Genomic DNA, 24,877 nt, shown 5'->3' on the forward strand with positions numbered 1-24,877 from the left:
CCTCCCTTCGTCACCCCAGCAGCGGCGCATTCTCATCCTGATTGTCGCGGGATTCCCATCCAGATTGTCGCGCTGCACTCGTCGTTATAGCGCCCATCCAGAGTGACCCCGGCACGTTCGGCATAGCTCTCAATCGCTTGAAGCTGCCTGCGAGCGCTGTCCTTATCCTCCCCGATGTTGGCGGCTGAAGAGGTCCTCAAGTAAGCGAATGCCCTAACAGATTGTACTGATTTTACCATAAGTTGCCCCATGCGTGTGTATCGTATTCTTGAGAATTAGATACGGAGCATCGACAAAATTCAATGCACAACTTTGAATCCCTGTGATTCCGATTTGCATGCCTCGATTGGTCATGCCCAAATTACCCGAAAGATTTCGCTGAGGCCGTTTGGAGAGATGCATGAGCTACTGGGATGGTCGTCCGGCGTCAGCAAGTAACATTCGTCACTACACGCGCGAAGCTGGCTGGAGTGGGTATGACGATGCCAAAAATGACAAAGGCGAAGTGGTTGAACGCGGAAGTTCGCATATAGTCGAACAATCTTTGACTGCTGTTCTAAACGCTTCGAACCTCCTCCTCCTGACTGGGGCCGGTTCTTCCTTTTGTGCAAAGAACACCGAGCCAGAGGGGCTTAGGGCGCCCGGCATGAAGGACCTTTGGGATGCTGTCGCGTCAGCGACCACGCAGCGCGCGATTGATCAAATCGCTGGCTATATGCCTCTCTCAAAGCCAATAGTTGCCGAAAAGAACATCGAGAAATTTCTAACTCACTGCAAAATCTACCTTGAGCTATTTGGACCTGAAAAGGCGCAAGACGTTCTTGAGTTCATAGCATTGGCCGAAAGGTCCATCGCCTCTCGTGTTGATTTCGTGAGTGACGACACGGACCTATCTGCGCATCAGGCGATTTTGCGAAAAATTGCGCGGCGCGGGGCGAGGAAGCCGCGGGCGCGAGTATTCACCACAAATTACGACTTGGGCTTTGAGTACGCCGCCAGAGCACTCCGCTTCACCGTGATCGACGGATTTTCTCATTCCATGCCACAAGTCTACGACCGGGGGCATTTCTCATACGACATCGTTCGTCGAGAGGCTGGCAGCGAGGGAGCCGACTACATCGAGAGTGTTTTCCTTCTGTACAAGCTCCATGGCTCGATAGACTGGCGGCGCAAAGGTGCGGAATTGATACGGTCCCGCAGTGAAGCGGACGGTGCCGCAGCCCTCATATATCCACGTGACAGCAAATATCAGGAGGCGTTCGAGACGCCTTACTTGGACATGATGTCTGCGCTGCAGACGGCTCTGCGCGAGCCCGACACTGCTTTGATCGTTTCTGGATTTGGCTTCAATGATGATCATATCAGTAAGCCGATAATGGCTGCGCTCGAGGCCAACATGAGGCTACGCATTGTGGCGTGCGACATTGCGTTCCTGGCTGACGAGGAGTTGGAACGAGATCAATTTGCGCTGGCGACGACTGCCCAAGCACGGCCGAATGTCAGCGCGTGCTTCTCTAAGCTAAAACGTCTTGCGGATATTGGCGATCAACGAATAACGCTATTGAACGCCCGCTTCGATGATCTAGCGCAGGCCATCCCCGACCTTGTCGCTCAAACGGAGCGTGAGCGTCACGCGGAACGGATCAAGGTTTTGAACGAGCCAGCACCGGGCGACGCGGTATGACCTTGCACAGCCTTGTCGATCCAAGTTGTTACGTCGGGACGATTACGCTTGTTGGTGCGGCCATCGCGCAAGCGAATCTACCTCAGGCCGCTGCCCATCCAGAACGCCGAGCCCTTGCACGCGGTGTCGTCGGCGATTTCGTGTTTGTAGACTGTGAAAGTGCAAAGCTTTTGGGGAGAATTGTCGAGGTTAAGCTTCCCGACAATGAGCGCTTGAGTGTGGAACCAAGGATGGGGGCCGCGCCTGTGCCGCATCCTATCGGTCGCATTCAACTCCTTGCCTCCGTTGATCAAAAGCAAAGTAAGCTCGTCCGTGGCCTGAGGACACATCCTCGCGTGGGTGACGCCGTCTATTTGGCTCCGCCTGAATTGTTCGGGGAGCTGGCGGCAAATGCGCTGTCGAGTGAGGGGCAGCTCTCGATTGATCTCGGCCTCTTGAGCGCCGGCAGTGGAATGCATTTGCGACTGCCTCCCGAGAAACTGTTTGGCCGTCACTGCGGTGTGTTTGGTGCGACGGGCGGTGGTAAGAGTTGGACTATTGCTACTCTTCTGGACCAGATCAAAGCCAGTGGCGGAAAGTGTGTACTATTTGACCCCACAGGAGAGTTCGCCGGCCTGCCGTCGATTTCAAAACACTATGCCTTCAACGAAGGAGAAGATGGAACGCAGAGAGTACATTTCCCTTACACCCAAACAACAGAGGAGGATCTCTTCGCCCTATTTCGTCCGTCAGGCCAGTCACAAGGTCCGAAACTCAGAGAAGCGATTCGGAGCCTCAAGTTAGTTCGTGCATGTCGGGGACAAGCGCCCGAGGGTGTCGTGTTCAAGCGAGGCACCATTGAAAAAGCCTTCCAACCAAGGGATCCCTTTCTTGATGCGATTGATCTGCACAGAGATGCGATCAACTCTCCTCTATGCAACTTCAGAATCGAAGGTCTGGCAGAACAGCTAACCGCGGAATGCGTGTGGTCCAGCGGTCAAGGCGCTAATGCGAATAACTGGGGCGGACCAGATAATTCGGTGGCGCACTGCGAAACCCTTGTTGCTCGTATCCGAACGTTAATTGGCACTCATCAACTATCGTGCATTTTTGAAACCGCCGGCACCTCATTGGTTGAGGTGCTAACAAAGTTTTTTGAAGAAGACGAAGACGACATCATTCGTATCTCGTTTCAATCTGTGCACTTCGAGCACAATACTCGTGAAATCCTTCTCAACGTAATTGGTCGCTATCTTCTAAGTGAGGCGAGGAGGGGCTTGTTTCGAAAGCGTCCCGTTATCGCTATTCTCGACGAGGCGCATCAGTTTCTCGGAAGGACCGTTGGAGACGAATACGCCAGTGTGAAGCTGGAATCCTTCGGCATCGTTGCAAAAGAAGGGCGAAAGTACGGACTGACGGCCGTAATGGCGACGCAGCGCCCCAGAGATATCCCTCACGACGTTCTAAGCCAGTTGGGTACGCTGATCGTGCATCGTCTGACTAACGATGAGGATCGCCACGCGGTCGAGCGCGCGTGCGGGGATTTGGATAAGAACGCCGCTATGTTCATTCCCACGCTTGCACCTGGTGAGGCGATAATTGTGGGTCCGGACCTTCCAGCTCCTATGCCGGTTCAAATCCACGAGCCCAGAGTTCCTCCTGATTCCAAAGGGCCTGACTACAACAAATTCTGGCGAGGACGAAAGGCGAACTAATCGCCCGTTATTGTTGGTTGCAGCATCGAACGGAAGATTCACCCAGTAGGCTCGGTGCTCAGAAGCTGGGTCGAGTTTATGGCGCGACGGAAGGCGTCGAGGGAGGCTCAGTCAGGTACAGCGAAATTTGCCGGCAACGCAACGAACTTACTTTGGTCATGCTCTGCTAGTCCATGGCCACGCACGATGACGTTGGCGTGGATAGCCGAGTGGTTGCACCTATGGCGTCAGACGGCTAAAGCGGCGACTTCCCTTGCAGCTTCGACGGGCAAGCGCAAAGCCGATGCGGCCTCGGAGCTTGAGAATGTATCACGCAGCACGGCTTGAAGGAGGTCGGCAGCGTCTGTACGCGAATGGTTTATCTCGACTACCAACGCGCGGCACGTCTCAGAGAGAGCTTCAATTCGTTCCACTATAGCGGCTTGTTCGGCGACAGGCGGCAATGGGATCGGGATGGCTTTGAGTTTCGAGCCGTTAAAATTTGCCTGCCCATTCTGTTGGACGATGTTTGGTTCGATAAACATGGTGCGGCAAATTGGACTATTTATAAGGTAAGCAACATACTCGGGGATGAGCTCTTCATGAAGACGGATTCGAATAAGGTAGGACGCGAGCGTAAACTGTTGGTTTCGACGAAACACGGCAGACTTGCCGACCAACTCGTAGGAGTTTGTTCGGTTAAACACGATATCCCCTGAATTAAGGAACAGGCGAGGCAGGTCCTTGATCCGCGGAGAGACGTATTTCAGGTTGGCGAAGTTTATCCTGCCATCAATCGTTATATTGCCCATACGCAGAACAGGGATGCCCTCGGCTTCAATGTGCGCTTTCTGCGAAGTGCCGTAGGTGACATCCATCGCGATTTCACCCAAACTGCACCACTCCCAAGTCTTCGGGATTTTGAATGGGGTATTGGCATTCGTTATTTTCGGTAGACCATCCTTCGGACGGAGCACCTTGAGGGCGATAAGTCGTGCTTTTTCAGAACAGATGCGAGCGAGCGCCACGCGCGCAGGTTCAGCGTCTGGATGCGCTGCGCGCCAGTCAGCCGTCAGCTCTCCCTGGATCGCTGCCTGAAGAAGCGCGCGTTCAAGCTTGGGTAACTCGTGGCGGTCACTGTTCTGCTTCGATATAAAGCTGATGGAGTCGACAATCTCGTGAATCCGCTTAACCAACGCACGCTGTTCATCGATGTTTGGAATCGGAAGCTCAATCTCTGCAAGGCCGTTAAAATACAGCCGCTTGCGGACGGCTCCAGAGCAGTTGCGTGCGATTGCTTCGAGCCCATATTCGCTCTTTAGGAAGTGCAGTAGGTAGTGAGGATCTAATCCATCTTTACAGGAAAAGACTGTGTAATCTGGGCTTGTAAACCCAATCTTGGACTCATCGTCAGCGAGACCAATCGAGCCGACGTTAACCCTCATAGGGTTGTAGGCAAACCAGTTCTTCTCGATTCTCTGGTAGTTCGATATGTCGTCAGACAAGTCGCGCCCGCTGACGTGCAAACCGTGCTCGTTGCTCACGCCGATAAGGCGGAGATGCTGCGCTCCCAAAGATCCAAGGGGGCGGCACTCTTCTTGTATGTAATCTCCGAGGCGCGCCATCATCAACTCACTCTAAGAGCGGCTTTTAGCTGAGTAACAAGCAGTTCAATTTTTTGCTGCCGCTCTGCCAACTGGTTCAGCAGTCCACCTACCGTATGATCACGTTCTTCCACCGACGAGTTTGGGTTTTTGACATCTAGATCAAAGCCTCTCTTTAGATCGTCAACCCTCACCCGCCAAGCGACTTGGGTTTCCTTGCGCTTGTGCCACCAAGCAATCATCGGTTCGAACTCGTCGAACTGAATTGGTTTTGTCTTCGAATAGCTTTTTTGCCCCTCAGGAAGCTGGTGCTCATAAAACCAAATGTCCTTGGTGGGTGTTCCTTTCTCAAAGAAAAGCAGGTTCGTCGAGACTGTAGCCGGGTGAAATGTCGATTGCGGCAGGCGAATGACGGTGTGAAGATTGCAGTCGGTAAGCAACTTTTCGCGGATACGTTCCTTGTAGCCGTCTCCCGTGATGCATCCGTCCGGCAGTACGATAGCGCAACGGCCGCCGGGCTTCAGAAGCTGAATCATGAGAATGACGAAGAGGTCCGCTGACTCTCGGCACCGAAATGATTGTGGGAAATTGGTTTCCACTCCGTCGGCAATGCTTGCACCAAATGGCGGATTGGCAAGGATGACGTCCACTTGTTGCTTTGGGCCAATGGAGTTGTATTCGGTCTTAAGACTATCGACGTAATGCCAGTCTGGCACATCGAGCCCGTGGAGAATTAGATTAGTGAGGCCGAGGACGTAGGATACTGGCTTTAACTCCCAACCAACGATGGATTTTTGCAGAATTGCCTCATCGTCGAGAGTGCGGACTTGCGTATCGCGAACCAAATCAATGGCAGCAGAGAGAAACCCGCCAGTTCCGGCCGCTGGATCGAGAATTCTTTCGCCAAGCCGTGGAGCGATCATGCGCGTCATAAATCGCGTGATAGCCCGGGGCGTGTAGTATTCTCCCTTATTGCCGGCATCACGCAACTCGACGAGGATGCTCTCATAAACCGTGCCAAAGACATGCCGGTCTTCGCTACTGTTAAAATCGAAACCGTTGAGTTGATTTATGACTTTTCGAAGTTCGTAGCCCGATTTCATGTAGTTGTTCGAGCCATCAAAAACCTCGCGAACAAGAGCGGCGCGCTGCGGAGCTTGCGGGGCGCGCAGCTTCTTGAGCGTTGCGAACAACCCATCAGTTGGATGGTCAATAAAGAGGATTAGCTCTTCACCGGTCATACCCTCGGGATCGGACGCCCAATTGCGCCACTGGAATTTGTCAGGGATGACAGAGCGATAGCGATCCCGAAGGAGTTCAAGCTCCTTGTCCTTATCATTTAGAATCTTCAGGAAAAGCAGCCAACCAAGCTGCTCAAGCCGTTGGGCATCGCCGGAGACCCCCCGGTCTTGGCGCATGATATTGCGTACGTTCTTTATTATCGCGGAGATGTTGTTCATTTTGTTCAGACAACTCTATAGAGTTCACCGGTCAACCTATGAATCGCTGCCTCATACGAGGGCTTGCCTCCAAAGGCGCCGATAATTTCGGGAGCGGTACCCAACCGGTTGATTGGATCCAGCGTGATGATGGCCGGATTTTCAAGGTCAAGCAGTCCGTCATCGGCATACTTGTCTAGGAGCGCGTCGATCACTTTGCGAGCAAGTTCTCCGTATTTCGTAAAATAGTTGCGCTTCTTCACGCGGTCCGCACGCTCTTTCCGAGTAAGAGGCTTCTGTTCATACGCAACATGACAGATCAAATCGAAGGGATCGAACGCAGAACCGATCTCCTCGTTCAGAGCAGCAAACATTACCCCGTGCTGCTCGAGTTCTTGCACAATCGCGCGCTTCTTGTCAGCCTGTTTCCAGGACCTGAGGAAAGAGTCGAGCGAAGCATACGTTCGTCGAACACTCTTGCGAGTATAATCGCGAAGACTCTCCGTGATAATCTTGCCATCGGCACCCATGTATTGAACGTGTTCTTTTATGATGCTTACTTCCACGCCATTCACAGTCACCTTTCGGCCCTGAACTTGGTCGGGAATTCCTTCAATCGAGATATTTGGCTTTTCTGGCTGAGGAAAAAGGACTTCCTCGCCCGTATTTGCGTCGACTTCCGTTACATCATCTGCCTCATTCTCTGCTCCGGAGATATCGTCGTGCTCGCCGGCTTCTTTGATGCGAACGGGATCACCATCAAACGCTTTGTCCGCGAATAGCGCGGTCACGTTGCGGAAGTCCATGATGGTGAAGTAGAACTTGCCGAAATCTTCATTGATACGAGTGCCGCGCCCAATAATCTGTTTGAATTCTGTCATTGAACCAATATTTGAATCGAGAACGATGAGACGACACGTCTGCGCATCGACCCCCGTTGTCATAAGTTTCGAGGTGGTCGCGATGACGGGGTAGCGTTCGGATGGACTGATGAACGCGTCTAATTCGCGTTTGCCCTCCTCGTTGTCTCCGGTGATTTGCATCACGTATTTACTGTTAACGGCAACGAGGTCGGTATTGGCGTTCGCCAGCTCCTTCCGCATCCCTTCGGCATGCTCAATGTCGACACAGAAAACAATGGTCTTCGAGAAGCGGTCGCTTCCTTTGAGGAATTCGGTGATCTTTCGCGCTACCAGTGCACGGCGCTCGTCTACAACAAGGTGCTTATCGAAGTCGACGCGATTGTAGATGCGGTCGTCCACCACATTTCCATTTTTATCCTTGAACCCTTTTGGCGGTCTCCAGCCTTCTGCGTCAATGTCCAGCGTGACCTTGACGACCTTGTACGGAGCGAGAAATCCGTCGTCGATTCCTTGCTTAAGCGAATAAGTGTACAATGGGTCGCCGAAGTACTCAGTACTCGAAACCTCCTTGGTCTCTGTCGGCGTAGCGGTCAGCCCGATGTGCGTCGCGCCTTTGAAGTATTCCAAGATTGCGCGCCATTTGCTGTCCTCGCGGGCGCTTCCGCGATGGCACTCATCTACAATAATAAGGTCGAAAAACTCAGGGCTGAACTGTTTGTAAGCGTCGTCGTTATTGTTATCAGACAGTCCTTGATAGAGCGCGAGGTAGATATTGTAAGCCGTGTCGATCTGCTTGTGCTTGATTATCGTCATTGCATCCTTGAAGTGACGAAAATCGCCGCGAATAGTTTGGTCAATAAGCGCGGTACGGTCAGCTAAAAACAGGATGCGCTTCTTTAGACCGCTCTTCCAAAGACGGTAAATTATCTGAAATGCCGTGTACGTCTTGCCTGTCCCGGTTGCCATTACGAGCAGATGTCGGCTATCGCCGTCTTTTCGGGCGACAGCTTCGACGGTCCTGTTAATGGCGATCTGTTGATAGTAGCGCGGCGAGCGTGCCAGACCGTCTGAGAAATAATCTTGAGATACAATCGGCGCTATGTCGTCACCGATTCCTTTAAAAAGTTTGTATCTGTTCCAGAGCTGATTAGGAGAAGGAAAGGCGTTTAACGGAATCTGCGTTTCGATCGGGCCGGATGTTATTGTCTTGTCATGAAAGAGAAAAGCATCACCATTGGTGCTAAAGACGAACGGGATCTCGAGCGTTTCAGCGTAGGCAAGGCCCTGTTGAATGCCGGCGTTAACAGAGTGGTTGTTATCCTTTACTTCGATGAGCGCGATCGGGATGTTTGGCTTAAAGTAAAGAATGTAGTCGGCCCGCTTTTGTGCACCACGCGCGTGGAGTTTCCCTCGGACATAAATCCGTCCGTCGGTAAACCCTACCTCTTCCCGAAATTGCGTGTGTAAATCCCAGCCGGCCGCAATGAGGTGAGGGGTAATGAATTTTGTGCAGATGTCGCGTTCGCTGAGGGCGCTCATCTTGATATTCGACTGCTCGGCCATCCCGACTACCCTTCAACATCTTGCCCCGGCAGCAAGATGCCCTCGGCTATCAATCGCTTGATTCCATTGCCCTTACAACCACGAATTGGCGAAAGGCCGATGTTCAGCCTAATATGGTGCAAAGGCGATGTGCTGAGTATCGGGAGGTAGCGACGTCGCGCGAAAGCCTCTTTCCTGCACGCGACGGGGTCTACTAGTGCGTGGTACTTCGGAAGCTGGGTTAGGGCGCAACAGGCTGGCTCGCGCTACAAACCTATGCTGCAAAAGCAAGTCAATCGCGAGCAAAAAAGCCAATCATTTCAGCATCTGCGGGCGAGCGCGTAGTTTCCCTTCATCCGCTCCATCTTAGGAGTGCCCGAGGGTATTCCGAATCGAGCAAACTCAGTTGGCGCTGGGATACTCAGGTGGTATCAATCTGAGCGGCGGACGATCAAGTTATGCAGCAAATACAAGGGTTTCGGTTAGCGGGCAGGTCCTCTCTTCGGGCGCGCCAATCGTTGTGGGCGGCGCAGCTTTCGAGCCTTGCCGGTGGTAGCTTCTGGTGGTAGCAATCGGGAAGCAGACAAGCTGAGATGTGCTTGGTTTATATGGGTTTCTGAGAGTGGTCGCCGTCTCCCCTAGGGAGCGCCAGCAAACTCAGGCACTTAGGTAGCCATCAGCCTCGATCGTTGAATAATGGTTGAATAAGACGCTGGTGAACACCGGCGAACGCTTGGGGAATTTGCCGCCGACCTTAGCAGACTAGCCTCGGCGCGATGCCTCACTGTGGCTGGCGCATTCGCGAAAAATTTCCTCGTCGCCCTTGATGTCCGGAAATATTCAAACCACCGCTAACGTGCACTGTCGTACGCGAGCGCCCTCGGATGTTCGCATTGACGATGCTCGTCGCTCAATCAACTCTTGTTCCTGTCGAGCTTTGTACGAAGGGCCACGTGAGATACAATCGACGAGAGAAAACTGGCGGCCAACTGTCACAAGTCAGTCTATCCACTCCGAATGCCGCAGAACCGAGCACGATGCCATTCGCGCAGCGGCTCACCTGCACGATTGACGATGCATGCGAAGTGACCGGCTTGGGACGCACGAAGCTGTACGAGTTGATGGGAGCTGGGCATATCGTCACGACAACGATCGGACGTCGGCGATTAGTAGTGGTGCAATCACTTCTGGCGCTCCTTGACACCAACATGTCGAACCAATCCACGTGCGACTTAAGGGAGCAACCCCCAGCAGCACGGTGCGGGGGCGCGCTCAGGGGGAAAGGATCATGCGGGCTTGGGAGCGGATAGGCTCGGCGGCGACCGGCAGAGTTCATCGCCTCGGAGAGAAGTATACTGTAACCATCCGGTATCGAGGATGAGAATCCCTCCCTCTCCGCCACGGGCACAAGAAACCCAATAAAATCAACAGGTCATTGATTGCCATAGGCTTTTCGCCTCCCGATTGGTACACACGGGCGGTACACATGGCACTTTCGATGACTCGTCCCCAGAAACACCCCGACAGCGGTTATTATTGGTTCCGGAAACGTGTTCCGGACGATCTTCGCAGCCTGATCGGGAGGCGTGAAGAGAAAGTCAGTTTAGGCACGCGCGACCCGATTGAAGCCAAGCGACTTCATGCGCTGAAGCTGGCGGAAGTCGAGGAGCGCTGGGCCAACTTGCGGGCCGGCCAGCGCCCGTTGTCGCCGGACGATATCGCGCGACTCGCTTCGGAAATTGGTGAGCAACTTCGACGCCAGCTTGAGGCGGATCCTTACCAGCCGTTGCGATGGGATGTCGAAATCGGGGCTAGGCTCTGGACCGCGTCTGACACGCAGGACGTCTACACGGACATCACACAACCGCTGAGCCCAGCCGACCGGAAGCGGCTCGACCAACAAAACATGCCTTCGACCTTGCTCGCACCCACGTCGTCCTTTCCGAGCTCGGGAACTCGTCGACAAACCGGAGCGGCCGCGCGCGGTCAATGCGGCCGCGCAGTCCGAGTACGCACGGCTGGCCGGCACGTCGCCCGCGGCGCTGACTGCGGCGCTGGAGCTCTACCTGCCGATCGCTTATTGATGACGATTGGAGCCGTCTTTCAGAGCATAAGCAGTGACACGGCCTCGAGCGGGAAACGCACAGGCTCGACGACCGGCTCAAAGTCGTAGCGGTAGCCCAGGGCGTGATGATCAAGCACATCTGCCGGTGTGCGATCAGGCCACTCCATCAGAGGCTCGTTGAGACCGTTAGGAGTGCCGCCAAACGGCACAAACGGCGCGTTGGGATGGGCGAGCTGCCATCGCGCCCACAACAGGTCGATCTGGCCGTGATGCAGATAGAAGACTGGATCGCCGGGCGCGCGGACGCTGGCCATGACGCCACCGACCCAAATGTGTGGCGAACCGTGAATGGGCGATTCCAGCCCTTGGGAAAAGGCGTCGTAAGTGCCTTGCCCTTGATTCGTCTCCACCTGCTGCGACGTTGGCAATGTGGCCCCCCCGAACGCCCGACCAAGACCCCAGGCCGAATTGAACTGGCCCAGGAAGCTGTTGGCCCACAAGGGATCAGACGGGCTACGGTCGACCGTCCAGTCCCAATAGGGGATCGTGACGCTGGGGTCAAACTCTTGCAGCGCGTGCTCGAAGCGGAGGAGGAGTTCCCGGTGCCACGGCAGGAAGTGTGAATTCCGATGTATGCCGTGGGTAAAGTGCGTCGAGTGTACTTGAGCAAAATGGTCGACGAGGCCGGTTGATTTCACATGGAAGAGCGCTTGAACGAAAGTGCCGCGTTCGAGATCCGTGAGTTTGCGGTAGTTTTTACGAGTGTACATGTCAATAATCACGTTCGCGCCGAATTCTGTCGGTCCTACTCCGATAGTCGATGAACCTTCGCGCAAGGTCCATCAGGTTGTCAGTCCAGTCGAAGGCGTACGCGTGCAGAAAGTACAGCCCGTCTGGGAATTGGCCGTAGCGAACCGGTTGGCCATCAATTAGTAGTTCGAGCTCGGCTGCGCGTTCGTCTTCGCGCGCACGCAGTTCGATGCGATGCCCCTTGTACTCTTGGTGTTGAGGTTCAATTTGGAAGCTCCTGGCCGGGCGCCGCCGACCGCCGACACCAGGTCCGAGGGGTGGGTTCTGGAGTCTCGTACCGCCGACACTAGGCCCGAGGGGTGGGTTCTGGAGTCTCGTACCGCCGACGCCCGGCCCGAGGGGTGGGTTCTGGAGTCCTGTACCGCCGCCGACACCAGGTCCGAGGGGTGGGTTCTGGAGTCTCGTACCGCCGACACCAGGCCCGAGGGGTGGGTTCTGGAGTCCTGTACCGCCGCCGACACCAGGTCCGAGGGGTGGGTTTTCTACGTTGGACACTGTTTCCGTCCTTTCCGGCGCGGTCTCACTGACCTGCGCCCGAACGATCCGTCGCGACGCGCGAGATTTTGGCGTTTTTTTTTTGAGAGTTTCCTCATCTCAAGGTTCCGCGCCAGCCCCGTAGATTTGGGGTAAAACGCCCACTCCCCGGCCCTGGGTGCCGGAGCGGGATAGCGAAAGGTAAACGTTCAACGATGGGCGTACAGACGTTCACATACGCTATATTCTTGTAAATTGTCCTGCAGAGCAGCATCAACAAGCAGATTACAGCTCAGCGCACAGAGCGCCGTCGCTAGCATCTCTTTCTGCATGCCGGGAAAGGCTTGAAACCAACGGCCCCAGCCCAACGAGCCATCGGTAGCCTTCAAAGCGATGAAGATCGTACCCTGCTCTATTGGACCAGCCCACGTGACCTCGCATGTCTTCCAGGCCATTGCCGGTACCTCCTCACGACGAGACTTTGTTTGTATAATCAGAGTGCCGATGTGGATTTCTATCGCACCCCGACGATAAGCATACCATCCCGGCTGAATCCCTGTCTTGGACTAGAAGGAAGAGGGGTTGCACGGAGGGGAATCAGCTTGGCGACCCCTTTCAGGAGATGGTCTCGCACGTTGCGGGGACACGCTGTGGGGCGGCGAGGATTGCTCGTACCTCGATTGCCTTACCTCTGAAGGGGTCGCGTGAAATTGTCGGCGGAAGGTGCGATCAAAATAGGACAGATCGCTGAACCCGACCTCTAAGGCGATGGCACTGATATTCATGGCGGTTAAAAGAGAGTCGGAAAGCATGCGATGCGCGTGCATCAGGCGATGGCTGAGCACGAACTTTGAGAAGGTAGTATTTTCCAGCTCGAACAGCTTACGAATGTATCGTGACGTCACGCCCTGCCTAAGTGCCACTGCGGTCTCTGAGAGTTCTGGGTTCCTAAGATTTTCGAGGATATAGGCCTTGATCGCCCTTAGTCGCGCCTCAGGCACGCGATACATGTTTGCCTTTGTGCTCGCGTCACTAAGCACCACCGCGATCAGCTCATGGATGTGGGTCACGACCACATAACGCAACTCGGGCGTTGTCAAAGGCTGACTTAGGATCCCAAGATATTTTACGAGAAACCGCTGAGCTTCGCTGTCCCGTGACAACGTGCGTGCTGTCCGCTCAACGTTCCCCAACAACGGGATCAACCAGGAGGGAAGGGCCCCTCCCTCAGGGGTGATCCTCGGAGACCCAGACAGAGGGAGATTGCTACGGAAAGAATTTTGCATGTATTTGCCTTCCCGTTTTTGTGCGTCGAGGGACCTTCCTCATTTTTGAAAATCTAGCCGGTGGTATCGAGTTGGCCCGAAGTCCAATGTCCGCTTTGGGGTCGTGCCTGTGCGAATGCCGGTTCGATAGCGTCAGTATTGGAATCGCGACCGAACGAAACGAAAGTCCGAGCGTCTTGGTCGCCGCTGTGTAGGCCGGAATCATGCGCGGCTGCATGATTGAATATTGGGGGTCAACGAACAGCGCCACGCTAGATAGGTTCGGAACGGTCCTCCTTGAGCAACGCCAGGAATTGCTGGAGAGATCAATCGTCAACAGCGAAAGCAGACGATCCAAGAGCGTGCCGGTATGCCCATCGTCGATGTATTCCTTGACGAGCTCATGGCCGGCTGCGGCGATCTGTTTCTTGAGCTAGAAAAGCTGGCTCTCGATGGTCGCCTCTTTCTGCTGTGCGTCGCTGCTCACGCGCGCATACAAGACAGCCCTTTGCATATATCTAGAATCGATTCCATGAACTTCGACCGTTGTCGAATGGCAGCTGGGGACAACGAAGTTCAGCGAGGAGTTTCACGAGCGTCCTCATCGAAAGGGACGGGCCGTGTACAGGACGCTCGGGGGAGATCCTGCCTACTCAGCCAGAACGGCAAAATAAACCGTCCCCTCGTAATTGTCATCCCAGTTATCGGACCAGTCGCGCACGCCCAGAGTCGCCGTAACCCGCGCAACTGTGCCGAGAACCGCCGCATCTACCTTGATATCGACCATTCCCAGGTGGTGATCGTCACGGGGGGAGAAACCAAAATCCATGCCGGTCAGTACGGCCCAGGCACTGGTGATATTTATCCCAAAATCCACGTCAGCGATGTCTGTCCGGGGTCCACTGCCCCTATCTTTTCCAAACACAACCGAACCCGTACGGATTTCCATCGTTCAATCTCCCTTCGGCTCATCGCGAATCCGGCCTGCATCATGATCTGCCGAGCGGTGGCCAGGATGGGTGCGCGACGTATGGGTGCGCGGTTTTGGCTCGCGCACTTCGATCTGGATTTTGGCGGATCGCTTCGTCTTGTCTGCCCCAGGCGCGCTCAAGGTAATCGTATGCCGGCCCGGTCGAAGCTGGTCCAGATCCAGCTCATTCCCGCTGCCAAGATTGCCTTGCACATCCGAGGTCCATTCCAGATCCTTTGGTCGAACCGAACCTAGATCCGGAGAGAAGGCCTCTCCGACCACTATGGATCGTTCCCCCATCGTGACCACAGTTCCCGTTTCAGGAGCGGATAGGGTAACCTCAATTTCTTTCCTGGGAACCCGAAACGGCTCGCTGACTGCCATTGCCGTGCGGATGCCGCTGGTCACCAACACCTGGAATATGCAAGTCTCTCCGCCGGGAAGTCGGTCGAGGTCTACTTCCAGGCTTCTTGCCTGCGTGCGCGGCGCAACTGCTTGCCAGGTACGTCCTGCATCATTGCTGTAACGTACCAGAGAGGTAAAAACTGCTCGGTTGCGCGGCTGAACCTGCCAGGCCACCTTTACCTTGCCGCTGAGTTCGTCGCTCTTCCCGGGCGAAGTAACGCTGACGCGCGGTGAATTGGGGGGAACTTTCACCCGGTGAAGCTCTTTTTGCGCACAGTCCCCGGCCTTGCCGCAGGTAAACACGATGAAAGTCGTGTTCTGCGGGAAAGGAAGCTGCTTTGTGAAATCCACCCAGGCGCTGTCCAGATCCTTATGCCGGTCGAGCAGCCATACCCTCCGGGAAACCAGCACATGGTCTCGCTCGTCGCGCAGCTCGATCCCGTAGGGCGTCCATTTTCCTTTTCGCTCGATATTTCTGGATTCGTAATGAAAGCTGGGAGCCACCATGACTTCGCCGCTGCGATAGATGCGGAACTTAAGGAACATATGTTGTTCGATCAGGCGGAGATTTTCCTCGTCCTCTTGAGGGCTACGCGAAAGAGAAAAGGTGCTGGAGAAGACGATTGGAAAATTGCCGAGCAGCCCAAGGTAGGTGTAGGGCGAAACCCAACGCGAGCTGCAGTAACTCATAAAGTCCGCGGTTGTTGCCGGGTCCTGAACGAGTCCGCCGTCGCTGATGCCATACTCTCCGATGCTGCCGGACATGAACGCATTGTAGACTGGGTAATTATCGTCGATGTTGTCTGGTGCGTTGGGCTGCCCGGCCGGGGGACAGGGTGCATGGTCGCGATCAAACGCGTGCGCGACTTCCTGTGCCGTGGTCCTGGTCCCGCCCACCGGGGCGGCTGCCACTCGCCCGTCCCCGCCACCGCAGCCTCCCCAGCCTCTTGGTACGCTGTCTGCAATAATCCCAAAATAGACGTCGTCGCTGTCGCCCTGCATGTCTCTGAGACGATCCAGCAATCCGTCCCAGCCATCCCCACAACCATCGCCGGATTTATCGGTAAAATCCCCATCATAAGTGATCGTATCGAAACCGGAGATGAAAACCTGTCCGACCGGGTACGTCTTGGTCGTGAAGCTGAGCGTGTTTCTCAGATCGACAATGGTGGGAGCGGGGATATCGGTAGGGTTTCCCATTGAATCGTTGCCAGTGTAACGCACGCCTACTCCCCGAAGCCGCAGCGGCGCAACATTGGTAAATTGTAGCGAGCCTTGCGTCCGTCCGCTGGTAAAACCAGGTTGACCTGGATGCGAGGCATCGAAAGCCCTCACCCGGTAATCCAGGCGGCCGGCAGAAAATGGCCCCGAAATCTTGAAATTCAATGTGTGATTGGCGTTCACCCTGCGAATGGCGCCATCCTGGATGGGTGGGATCGGTGCATTCAGCGGGTTTAGGCTCGTCCAGTTCGCGCTACCTCCCGGGCGTATTTCCAAGATACCGGAAACACTGGCAATGGTAGGCCGGGTAGGATCGTTCTGTGTATCCACATACAAGCGCACAAGCGTGTTTTTTGCTCCGATCATGGGGATCGAGTTGTCTGGCCGGGCATTGGCGGGGTCGAGATGTAGTTGGGAGCGGAAGAACTGAGTAGCCTGGTTAAACTCAATCCCGGTGATGGATAGATTGGAAGGCTGCGCCCCGGTTTCCAGATCGGCCAGCAGCAGAAATTGGATCGTTCCCTCATAGTCATCATCCCATTCATCGCTCCAGTCGCGCACGCCGAAAGTTCCGGTTACAGTGACGACGTCATCGTCGATGATTCTATCCAGCCGCACACTGACCAGGCCCAGGTGGTGATCGTTTCGAGGGGAAAAACCAAAATTGGTCCCGGTTAGAATAGCCACTGCCTGGTTGACTGGAGAATTGAAATTGAACGTGCGTTCGTGAATCTGGGGACCGGTATCGCGGATGCGGACGTAACTAAAAGACCCGCTACGAACTTCCATATGCGCCTCCTGCGATACGATTTCAGGGTCTTGCGCAATCGGATTTTGTCAAAAAATGCTGAGAGAGCACAAGTATAGATACGAAACTATAAGATGCAAGGTCTTTTCTTTGACGACTTTAGCGACGCCAGGGAGTTGCGAAGAACTCAAATAGTTCAAGGCTATGAAGGGGGAGGAAAATGACCCACGTTTCAGGCGACACATGACTCTGCACCAAACGTGCAGTGGCACATTTGCAATCGCAGGGGGACTTGAACTTGTTGCGTGGTCTAAGCGAGAGCGCTCTGGAAAATGCAGGGGAGTTCTGAAGTCCAGAGCGAAAGAGCGGTTCAGTCTTCCGATACCTTCTGGCCAGCATTGAAGAAGTACAATGAGGACCGGTTCAGTCCGGTGGCGCAGTTTGTGGTCGTAAACACTTGGTACTACCTAATCGATGGGCAAATTAGGGTTGTGACAGCTGGCTCGCATGAAGAAGCGGAGAAAGTTAGAGAAGGGGCACATAGAAAAAGAGCTTGCTAAACTAGACGCGCAGATTCTCGCTCCATTCTATGACGAGGTTCAAAAGCGTTGGCGCGTAATGGCAGGGGGTAAAGTAGCTTCGGCTCGGCTGCGCGGCTATCCCCAGGGTACTCGCGACAGAGTGTCACCTGCGGTTTCCGCCATGAATTTGCATTCCGAGTGACCACCGCCACAAGCGCAGAAGGGGCGCGGCGTCCGTTTGAGATGCGCTATCTTCTAAGTCGGAAGGAGCAGCGATGGCGATAATCTTCATCACCGGCAGCACGGACGGGCTCGGTCGCGCCGCTGCCCAGTCGCTTCTTCAAGACGGTCATAAAGTGGTGCTGCACGCTCGATCGGGGGATCGCGCGGCGACCATCGGCCAGCTCGCGTCGCGGGCCGCAGGGATCGTGGTCGGTGATCTCCGCAGCGCCGCCCAAACCAGGAGCATCGCAGACCAGGTCAACGCGATCGGGCGCATGGATGCGGTCATCCACAACGCAGGCGTATACGCGCAGCAGAGTCGCGGCTCGACACCGGAAGGCCATGCGAGCACCCTGGCGATCAACACCCTAGCGCCGTACATGCTGACCGCACTGATCGAGCCGCCCGGCCGACTCGTGTATCTCAGCAGTGGACTGCACCGCGGCGGGGAAGGTTCGCTGGACGACCTCGACTGGACAAAGAGAAAATGGGATTCGGCAAAGGCATACGCCGAAAGCAAGCTGCACGTGGTCGCGCTGGCTTATGCGCTGGCGCGACGCTGGCCGCAGGTCTTGAGCAACGGCGTCGATCCAGGTTGGGTACGTACAAAGATGGGCGGTCCGGGGGCCCCGGTCGACGTCGAAACCGGACAACGGACCCAGTCCTGGCTTGCCGTAAGCCAAGACTCTACTGCCTTGGTCAGCGGCCGGTATTGGCATCATCTCCGCCACGAGGAGCCAGCCGTTCGAGCCACGGATCCAGAATTCCAGGACGAGCTTATAGCCAAGTTGAGCGAGCTGACGGGTGTTAGTCTTCCTTCGGCCTACCCTGCATCACGAACATCACCTGATTGAGTATAGGTCGAAAGAGAGCCTGCCATGAACCCCATGTCATCTGTCTAATGGCTCTACGGTCGACGGCCGGGCGCTTCCCGGCCGCTGGCGGCCAAAGGGGAGCGCGGCGTATCTCTTCGCGCGCGTCCACGACGACCTCGCCGGCGACGCCTGGCTGATCGGCCGCGTGACGGGTCAGGAATTCGCCAACGGCAAGCCGCATCCTACGTCGACACTGCTCCTATCGTTGTCGGATAGCATGACGATTCTCGGGCCGGAACGTCATCACATTGAGCGAAAGAAGCAGGCAGCGACCGCGACGACGAGCTCAAGTCTGCGCAGGTTGGAGCAGAACAGTCGAAAATCACTCTCGCTGAGCCTGCGAAGTTGCAGACGATGTTCGGTGCAAGTGGGTGCGCAACGCTGCCAGCTCAGCACCGAATGTTCGAAGGACACAGCGTCATTCTGTTCGCCTGTATTGAGAATTCTGTGTCGCTTCAGATGCTCGACATTGGTGCACATGAGTGGTACACACGGTGCGATCGGGCATGTGTTAAGCCTTTGATTTTGTTGGTTTCATCAGCGCTGCGCGGCAATCCCTCCCTCTCCGCCACCGACTTTCGGCAGCGAAAAAGTCCTTCAATATAAAGTCCTTCAATATCAGGTATTTCTCGAACCGCCGAAAATGACGGTGTAGCACCGTGGTGACCTAAATTGCCATCATCGAGACGCCAGTGAAAGGGGTTATCCAAGCGAGCGCAATTTCAACGGATGGCTCGAGAAGGTGCGTCGGCGGGTCGGAGGCGGCGCCGACCGGCTCATCAAGCAGTTCGAGAAGATTTCGCATGGCGTTTCACCAGATCATTCGAGACCGTGTCGATGATCTCATCGGATAGTGCGGAATCTGGCACCACGCGGGAGAGGACAACCGATCCGATCATCTCGGCGAGCGCCGTTATTGCCGCGCTCCGCTTCGCTTTTGCACTGCTTCCTGGCACGAGCTTGGTTAGAAGCGCGATATAGTTGCTCACGATGCTGCCGAAGCACTCCCGCAGCGCCGGATCGTCGTGACGTGCCGCGTCGGCAGCCATTGCTGCAAGGCCGCACCCTTGCCCCGGATGATCGCGGTGGTAGTGCGACACGTAATGCCGCACGAGGGTCTCCAGCGGATCATCGCTCGCTGCAATACGGCCCGCGATATCCTCGCTCATATCCTTGTAGGCCCGCTTGACCGCTTGAACGATGAGGTCGTCCTTTGACCTGAACTGCCGGTAGAAGCCTCCGGGAGTGAGCCCGGCAGCCCTCATCAAGTCGACAAGCCCGATACCGTCGATCCCACGTTCCCGGAACAGCCTTGCGGCGGTCGCGATCACCCGCTCGCGATTCTGCTCGACCGTTTCCTTGCTGACCTTCACAAGCCCTTTCCTTTCCGATGGCGGCGGCCGACACACAACGCCGGCGTGACCTCTTGGGGCTCGGACCCGGCGTCCAGAAGGCCCTTGACAATGATTACATACATAATCATAAATGGATGATGATTACGATCATAATCATTAGCGGCACTCACAAGGGAATTCGAGATGGCACAGGCACAATCACGCGCAGCGGGCGAAAAGGTCGCCCTGATCACGGGCGCTTCCGGGGGCATCGGGCTTGCGGCCGGAATTGCCCTGATCCGCAAGGGATATCGGGTGTTCGGCACCAGCCGTCAGGCCGCGCCCGACGAGGTGCGACAGGGTATTCATATGCTCCGCTGCGACGTCACCGATGATGTGTCCGTCAAACAACTGATCAAGGACGTCGTCGGGCTTGCAGGCCGGATCGACGTGCTCGTGAACAATGCCGGCCGCAGCTTGATCGGCGCCGCCGAGGAATCATCTCTCGATCAAGCCCGGAGCCTGTTCGACATCAACGTCTTCGGCATCCTTCGCACCACCACTGAAGTGCTGCCCATCATGCGCAAGCAGGGCCAGGGCCGGATCATCAACATCAGTTCGGTGGCCGGCTTCCTGCCCGGACCGTATACAGCGCTCTACAACGCCACCAAGCACGCCGTCGAAGGCTATTCCGAATCGCTCGATCACGAACTGCGAACATTCGGCATTCGTGTCTCACTGGTCGAGCCAGTCTTCACCCGCACCGCGCTGGAACAGAACGGCGACAAGCCCGATCGGATCCTGAACGTCTACGACAAAGGACGCACGGCCATGAACGCGACCTGGCGCAACGGCATCGCGGCCGGCGATCCCGTGGAAGCCGTGGCGGACAAGGTGGTGCAGGCTGCCACCGAAAAAGAGCCGAGCATTCGGTACACGCCCGGAAAGGTGGCCGGTCGTCTCCGCCTGATGCGACGCTTTGTTCCCGAAAAGACTTTCGAGAAGAGTTTTCGCAAGCAGATGGGCGTGGCCGATTGATCGCGCTACTCGAGCGATCGCCAAGCAAGCAGACATGTCTCTTTCACCGAGGAGCGACCCATGAAGTACTATTTGTGCAAGTACATTCCGCCGCGCGCTGATTTTCTCGCGACCATGACCGCCGATGAGAAAGCATGGATGAAGCAGCACGGCGCGTTCCTGGATGACCTGCTCGAAAAGGGGCAGGTCGTCGCGCATGGCCCCGTCATGGACCCGAGTGGCGGTTATGGTGTGTCGCTCTATCAGATCGCCGATGACCAAGAGATAAAGGCGATCACCTCGGAAGACCCCATCGTGAAGAACGGCGCCGGTCACTATGAGCATCACCCGATGCTTCATCTGAAGGCGCGCGGCTGACCGTGCCGCTGCGACGACTTGACATCATCGATCCCCGGCAGGGCATCCCGATACTCGAAACTCAATTAGGACAACATCCATGACGACCGCACTCGTTACCGGCGCCTCGAGCGGCATCGGCGCAGTTTACGCACGCCGCTTCGCCGCACGCGGCCACGATCTCGTGCTCGTCGCTCGCGCGACCGACAGGCTCAACGCCCTTGCCACCGAACTGCGCAATGCGCATGGCATTGCGGTCGAAGTCATCACGGCCGACCTGGTCGACGGCTCCCAACTCGAACCGGTTCTCCGGCGCCTCCGCTCCGACCCGCCCATCGACATCCTTGTCAACAATGCAGGCGCGGCGTTGATCGGTGATTTCGCGACCGCCGATCCAGTCAAGATGGACGAGCTGCTACGGCTGAACGTGGTCGCGCCGACGTTGCTCGCGTCCGCCGTCGTCGGCCGCATGGTTGAACGCGGCAACGGCGCGATCATCAATATCGCGTCGGTGCTGGCTCTGCTCCCCGAACATTCCCGGGGCATCTACTCAGCCACCAAGTCCTACCTGATGACGCTGTCGCAAGGCCTTGCCGCCGAAGTCGCGTCGAAGGGCGTCTATGTGCAGGCCGTGCTGCCTGCGGCCACGCGCACCGAGATTTACGAACGAGCTGGTGGCGACGCCAGCAAGGTGCCCAATGTCATGGAGGTTGAAGATCTCGTGGATGCGGCCCTGGTCGGCTTCGATCGCAAGGAATTGGTGACAATTCCGCCGGTGCCCGATGTGGCAGCGTGGGACGCCTTTGAGAAGGCGCGCGGCGTTTTGGCGGCAGGCTTCGGCAACTCCAAGCCCGCCGCGCGTTATCGCGCCTGACGGCGAAGTTGGTCGTCGTCGCTCGCTGATTGGCGCGAGCAAATCGGACATCTGCGCGATCAGAGTGGTCACTATTTCGGAGCGCGCCGCCGGTACTCGAGTCCTTCCCCCGCCACCACGGGCCGATTTTGCACGACACCAACGATTTTGTGCGATTTCTTGCGCTTGATGATAGCACCCGTATGTCCGCGCGATCAGTCGGCCATCGCCTTCATCAGCCTGGACGTGTTCTTGGGCATCCGGTTCGGAGCTATCGGTTCTCTTTCATTTCCAGCGTCGAAAGATGACGCTGGCGTTGACGCCCCCGAAGCCGAAACCATTCGAAATCGCATGCTCCATCGTCATGCGCCTGGGCTCGCGGGCGACGAGGTCGACGCCTTCCGCGGCCGCGTCGCCATTCTCGAGATTGAGGGTGGGCGGTGCGACCTGGTCGCGTAACGCGAGGATCGTGAAGATCGCTTCCGCTCCCCCGGCTGCGCCGAGCAGATGACCAGTCGCCGATTTGGTAGCGCTCACGGCAATTTTACCGTCGCGGCCGAACACGGATTTGATCGCTTCCAGTTCGGAAACGTCGCCAACCGGCGTCGAAGTGGAATGGGCGTTGAGATGCTGGATGTCACCGGGCTTGAGGTCGGCCTGCCTCAAGGCGCCTTCCATTGCGCGCCGCGCGCCGTCTCCGTCCTCCGGTCCTGAGGTGATGTGGTAGGCGTCAGCCGTCGTGCCATAACCGGCGATTTCCGCGATCGGTTGGGCGCCGCGCCGGAGCGCATGTTCCAACTCTTCGATGACGAGGATACCGGCACCTTCACCCATGACGAAGCCGTCGCGGTCGCGGTCGAAGGGGCGGGACGCGCGCGTGGGCGTTTCGTTGAAGCCCGTCGAAAGGGCCCGGGCGGCGGCGAAGCCGCCGAGGCTCACAAGATCGATGCAGGCTTCCGTGCCACCGCAAATCGCGATGTCCGCTTCGCCGGTTCGAATGAGGCGTGCGGCATCGCCGATCGCCTGCACGCTCGCGGCGCAAGCGGTAACGGGCGTACCGATGGGACCCTTGAAGCCGTAGCGGATGGAAATATGACCGGCCGCGAGATTTGCGAGAAAGGAGGGCACCGTGAAGGGTGAGAGGCGCCTGATCCCGCGCTGATCGGTGGTGCGAACCGCCTCGACGATTGCCGGAAAGCCTCCGATACCCGATGCGATCACGGTCGCCGTGCGCTCAAGCGAGTGTGCGTCGGAAGGAGTCCATGCCGCTTGTGCAATGGCCTCGGCCGTCGCGACCAGTGCGAACAGGATGAAGCGATCCATCCTCCGCTGATCCTTGGGAGGCACGACCAGATCCGGATCGAAGCCGCCATCCGGATCGTCGGCCTTTGCCGGCACGATTCCAGCGACCCGCGCGGGCAGGGTAGCAGCCCATTCGGGAAGGGCAGCCAGCCCTGAACGGGCCGCGAGCAGGCGGGACCATGTCAACTCACTGCCGCAACCCAGCGGTGATACCAGTCCCAACCCCGTAACGACGACACGACGCATAATCAGTTACCTTCCAATCTTGGTCCATCGTCGCTGAAGGCAGCTAAGCTGCCATTCGCAGTAGATCGATGATCTCGGCTTCGTTTTTGAAGGGCCGCGGATTGGCCTGTACGAAGCGATGATTGATTGCAATCTTGCTAATCTGATCGAACTTTTCTTCGCCTATGCCGACATCAGCGAGGCAGCCAGGTAGTCCAAGTGCTCTTGTGAATGCTGCAAAGGCGTCTGCGGCGTCGCCACCCGGGGCGCCAAGTGCCGTCGCCAAACGCTTCTGCGCCTCCTCGGTGAATGGTTTGTTGTAGCGGAGAAGGCTCGGCATGATGACAGGTGTGCAGTAGTAGTGGGGAACCTCGAAGGTGCCTCCAAGCACATGGCCAATGCCGTGGCTTGCTCCCATCGGGACGCGTGCCTGGAGGCCATAAGACGCAAGCCATGAGCCGTATTGGGATTGCCGACGCGCCTCCAGATCATCAGGCTGCTGCAAGGTCCGGAGCATTCCCTCGCGCAGAATGCGGATGCCCGCCAAGACGACTTCATCAGCTAACGGGGTGCCGGCGGGCGAGCACAACGCTTCGATACCGTGATCCATCGAGCGCGTTCCCGATCCCATCCAAAGGTTCGATGGCGTTTGAAGGGTGAGGGCAGGGTCGAGGATGATCGCCAGTGGCATCATTTGGGGATGGAAGAATATCTGCTTCAGCTTATGACGCTCGTCGGTGACGAGCGCTGCCGCATTGTATTCGCCACCATTCAGCGTGGATGGTATTGCGATCTGTCGGACACCCGGCGAGCGGAACGGAGAGTGGCTCATGCCCGGACCCATAGAAAACGGATCAAAGCCGGCTTCATCGCGGATATCGTGCTCCATCGCCATGATGACGATCTTGGCAAGATCGATGGCTGAACCTCCGCCAACAGCCACGATTAGATCAGTTTTTGCGTCGTCAGCTTGACGGGCAACCTCGGCTGCCTGCTTGCGCGTCGTATGCTGTGCAATTCCGTCGAAGGTCGCCACATGTTTGTCGCCGAGCGCGCGCCGAATCTTCTCTATCTCGTCGGTCTTGGTGTTCAAGGTTCGACTGGCGAGAAGGAAGACGCGCTTGGCGTTCAGTCGTTCCGTCTCATCTTTCAAAGCGTCAGACGCAGCTTTGCCATAAACGACGCGATCGATTGCTGGAAAATTATGGATCCCGGCTTTGCGCATTTCTGGTCCCCCGTGAATTTGTGGAAGTAATCGACGATAGCAGGTTAGTTGAATAAGTTCTATAAAAGAATTGATAAATCAGAAGCCGAAGCGATGCGCCGTGTCTTTCCTGGTCGGCATTGGTGTGCAAGCGGGCGTGGGTTTCCATGATCCAATGCTCGAAGAGAAGGAGGTTTTCTGAAA

19 protein-coding genes and 1 pseudogene are annotated in these 24,877 nt (G+C 56.4%); 9 read left to right on the forward strand and 11 right to left on the reverse strand.

What is annotated here, in order from left to right:
• Positions 1 to 400: 400 nt before the first annotated feature.
• Together JQ624_RS34600 and JQ624_RS34605 are read left to right on the forward strand one after the other, a co-directional pair.
• Entirely contained in the window at positions 401 to 1,684 is a 1,284-nt protein-coding gene (locus tag JQ624_RS34600; protein WP_212423365.1) for an SIR2 family protein, read from the forward strand.
• On the forward strand, positions 1,681 to 3,378 hold the full coding sequence (locus JQ624_RS34605; RefSeq protein ID WP_212423366.1) for an ATP-binding protein: 1,698 nt from the start codon (positions 1,681 to 1,683) through the stop codon (positions 3,376 to 3,378). Before JQ624_RS34600 ends, JQ624_RS34605 begins: the two co-directional genes overlap by 4 nt.
• A gap of 227 nt (positions 3,379 to 3,605) precedes the next feature.
• Here the strand turns inward: JQ624_RS34605 and JQ624_RS34610 are convergent, their stop codons facing one another.
• From JQ624_RS34610 to hsdR, 3 genes are read right to left on the reverse strand one after another with little or no spacing between them, the layout of a single operon-like run.
• Positions 3,606 to 4,985: a restriction endonuclease subunit S gene (locus JQ624_RS34610; RefSeq protein ID WP_212423367.1), complete on the reverse strand. Its 1,380-nt coding sequence runs from the start codon at positions 4,983 to 4,985 to the stop codon at positions 3,606 to 3,608.
• The gene (locus JQ624_RS34615) at positions 4,985 to 6,421 is read right to left on the reverse strand and encodes a class I SAM-dependent DNA methyltransferase (protein WP_212423368.1); all 1,437 of its coding nucleotides are present in this window, start codon (positions 6,419 to 6,421) and stop codon (positions 4,985 to 4,987) included. The genes JQ624_RS34610 and JQ624_RS34615 overlap by 1 nt, the downstream gene beginning before the upstream one ends.
• Before the next feature lie 5 nt (positions 6,422 to 6,426).
• The gene (gene hsdR / locus JQ624_RS34620) at positions 6,427 to 8,808 is read right to left on the reverse strand and encodes an EcoAI/FtnUII family type I restriction enzme subunit R (RefSeq protein ID WP_212423397.1); all 2,382 of its coding nucleotides are present in this window, start codon (positions 8,806 to 8,808) and stop codon (positions 6,427 to 6,429) included.
• Between the two features lie 1,034 nt (positions 8,809 to 9,842).
• Between hsdR and JQ624_RS39835 the strand changes: the two genes are divergently transcribed.
• Together JQ624_RS39835 and JQ624_RS39840 are read left to right on the forward strand one after the other, a co-directional pair.
• Positions 9,843 to 10,115: a helix-turn-helix domain-containing protein gene (locus JQ624_RS39835; RefSeq protein WP_409334409.1), complete on the forward strand. Its 273-nt coding sequence runs from the start codon at positions 9,843 to 9,845 to the stop codon at positions 10,113 to 10,115.
• Positions 10,116 to 10,303: 188 nt separating this feature from the next.
• On the forward strand, positions 10,304 to 10,978 hold the full coding sequence (locus JQ624_RS39840) for a DUF6538 domain-containing protein (protein ID WP_409334410.1): 675 nt from the start codon (positions 10,304 to 10,306) through the stop codon (positions 10,976 to 10,978).
• Here JQ624_RS39840 and JQ624_RS34625 read toward each other — a convergent pair.
• From JQ624_RS34625 to JQ624_RS34645, 5 genes are all read right to left on the reverse strand, one after another.
• Positions 10,909 to 11,640 carry a tyrosinase family protein gene (locus tag JQ624_RS34625; protein WP_212423369.1) on the reverse strand — a complete coding sequence of 244 codons (732 nt, stop codon included), beginning with the start codon at positions 11,638 to 11,640 and terminating at the stop codon, positions 10,909 to 10,911. The genes JQ624_RS39840 and JQ624_RS34625 overlap by 70 nt on opposite strands.
• Positions 11,641 to 12,363: 723 nt before the next feature.
• Complete coding sequence (locus tag JQ624_RS34630) at positions 12,364 to 12,609, reverse strand: hypothetical protein (protein WP_212423370.1); 246 nt, start codon at positions 12,607 to 12,609, stop codon at positions 12,364 to 12,366.
• Between the two features lie 111 nt (positions 12,610 to 12,720).
• On the reverse strand, positions 12,721 to 13,254 hold the full coding sequence (locus JQ624_RS34635) for a helix-turn-helix domain-containing protein (RefSeq protein WP_212423371.1): 534 nt from the start codon (positions 13,252 to 13,254) through the stop codon (positions 12,721 to 12,723).
• Between the two features lie 814 nt (positions 13,255 to 14,068).
• Complete coding sequence (locus JQ624_RS34640; protein ID WP_212423372.1) at positions 14,069 to 14,368, reverse strand: hypothetical protein; 300 nt, start codon at positions 14,366 to 14,368, stop codon at positions 14,069 to 14,071.
• 3 nt (positions 14,369 to 14,371) lie between these two features.
• Positions 14,372 to 16,804, reverse strand: coding sequence for a hypothetical protein (locus JQ624_RS34645; protein WP_212423373.1), 2,433 nt, complete (start codon positions 16,802 to 16,804; stop codon positions 14,372 to 14,374).
• 755 nt (positions 16,805 to 17,559) lie between these two features.
• Between JQ624_RS34645 and JQ624_RS34650 the strand changes: the two genes are divergently transcribed.
• Together JQ624_RS34650 and JQ624_RS38985 are read left to right on the forward strand one after the other, a co-directional pair.
• Complete coding sequence (locus JQ624_RS34650; protein ID WP_212423374.1) at positions 17,560 to 18,360, forward strand: SDR family NAD(P)-dependent oxidoreductase; 801 nt, start codon at positions 17,560 to 17,562, stop codon at positions 18,358 to 18,360.
• Positions 18,361 to 18,407: 47 nt separating this feature from the next.
• Positions 18,408 to 18,574: pseudogene (locus tag JQ624_RS38985) on the forward strand (2-hydroxy-3-oxopropionate reductase); the annotation flags it as partial.
• A gap of 586 nt (positions 18,575 to 19,160) precedes the next feature.
• On the opposite strand, the gene JQ624_RS34655 reads toward JQ624_RS38985, so the two are convergent.
• Complete coding sequence (locus JQ624_RS34655) at positions 19,161 to 19,754, reverse strand: TetR/AcrR family transcriptional regulator (protein ID WP_212423375.1); 594 nt, start codon at positions 19,752 to 19,754, stop codon at positions 19,161 to 19,163.
• Between the two features lie 165 nt (positions 19,755 to 19,919).
• On the opposite strand from JQ624_RS34655, the gene JQ624_RS34660 reads away from it, so the two are divergent.
• From JQ624_RS34660 to JQ624_RS34670, 3 genes are all read left to right on the forward strand, one after another.
• Positions 19,920 to 20,753: an oxidoreductase gene (locus JQ624_RS34660; protein ID WP_212423376.1), complete on the forward strand. Its 834-nt coding sequence runs from the start codon at positions 19,920 to 19,922 to the stop codon at positions 20,751 to 20,753.
• A gap of 60 nt (positions 20,754 to 20,813) precedes the next feature.
• Positions 20,814 to 21,110, forward strand: a complete 297-nt coding sequence (locus tag JQ624_RS34665) for a YciI family protein (RefSeq protein WP_212423377.1) — start codon at positions 20,814 to 20,816, stop codon at positions 21,108 to 21,110.
• Between the two features lie 79 nt (positions 21,111 to 21,189).
• Complete coding sequence (locus JQ624_RS34670) at positions 21,190 to 21,963, forward strand: SDR family oxidoreductase (protein WP_212423378.1); 774 nt, start codon at positions 21,190 to 21,192, stop codon at positions 21,961 to 21,963.
• Between the two features lie 264 nt (positions 21,964 to 22,227).
• Here the strand turns inward: JQ624_RS34670 and fabF are convergent, their stop codons facing one another.
• A complete protein-coding gene (fabF, locus tag JQ624_RS34675; protein ID WP_212423379.1) occupies positions 22,228 to 23,490 on the reverse strand; it encodes a beta-ketoacyl-ACP synthase II in 1,263 nt (420 codons plus the stop codon).
• 43 nt (positions 23,491 to 23,533) lie between these two features.
• Complete coding sequence (locus JQ624_RS34680; protein WP_212423380.1) at positions 23,534 to 24,694, reverse strand: iron-containing alcohol dehydrogenase; 1,161 nt, start codon at positions 24,692 to 24,694, stop codon at positions 23,534 to 23,536.
• Between the last annotated feature and the right edge of the window lie 183 nt (positions 24,695 to 24,877).

The organism is Bradyrhizobium sp. AUGA SZCCT0283 (assembly GCF_018130385.1).
Lineage (GTDB): Bacteria > Pseudomonadota > Alphaproteobacteria > Rhizobiales > Xanthobacteraceae > Bradyrhizobium.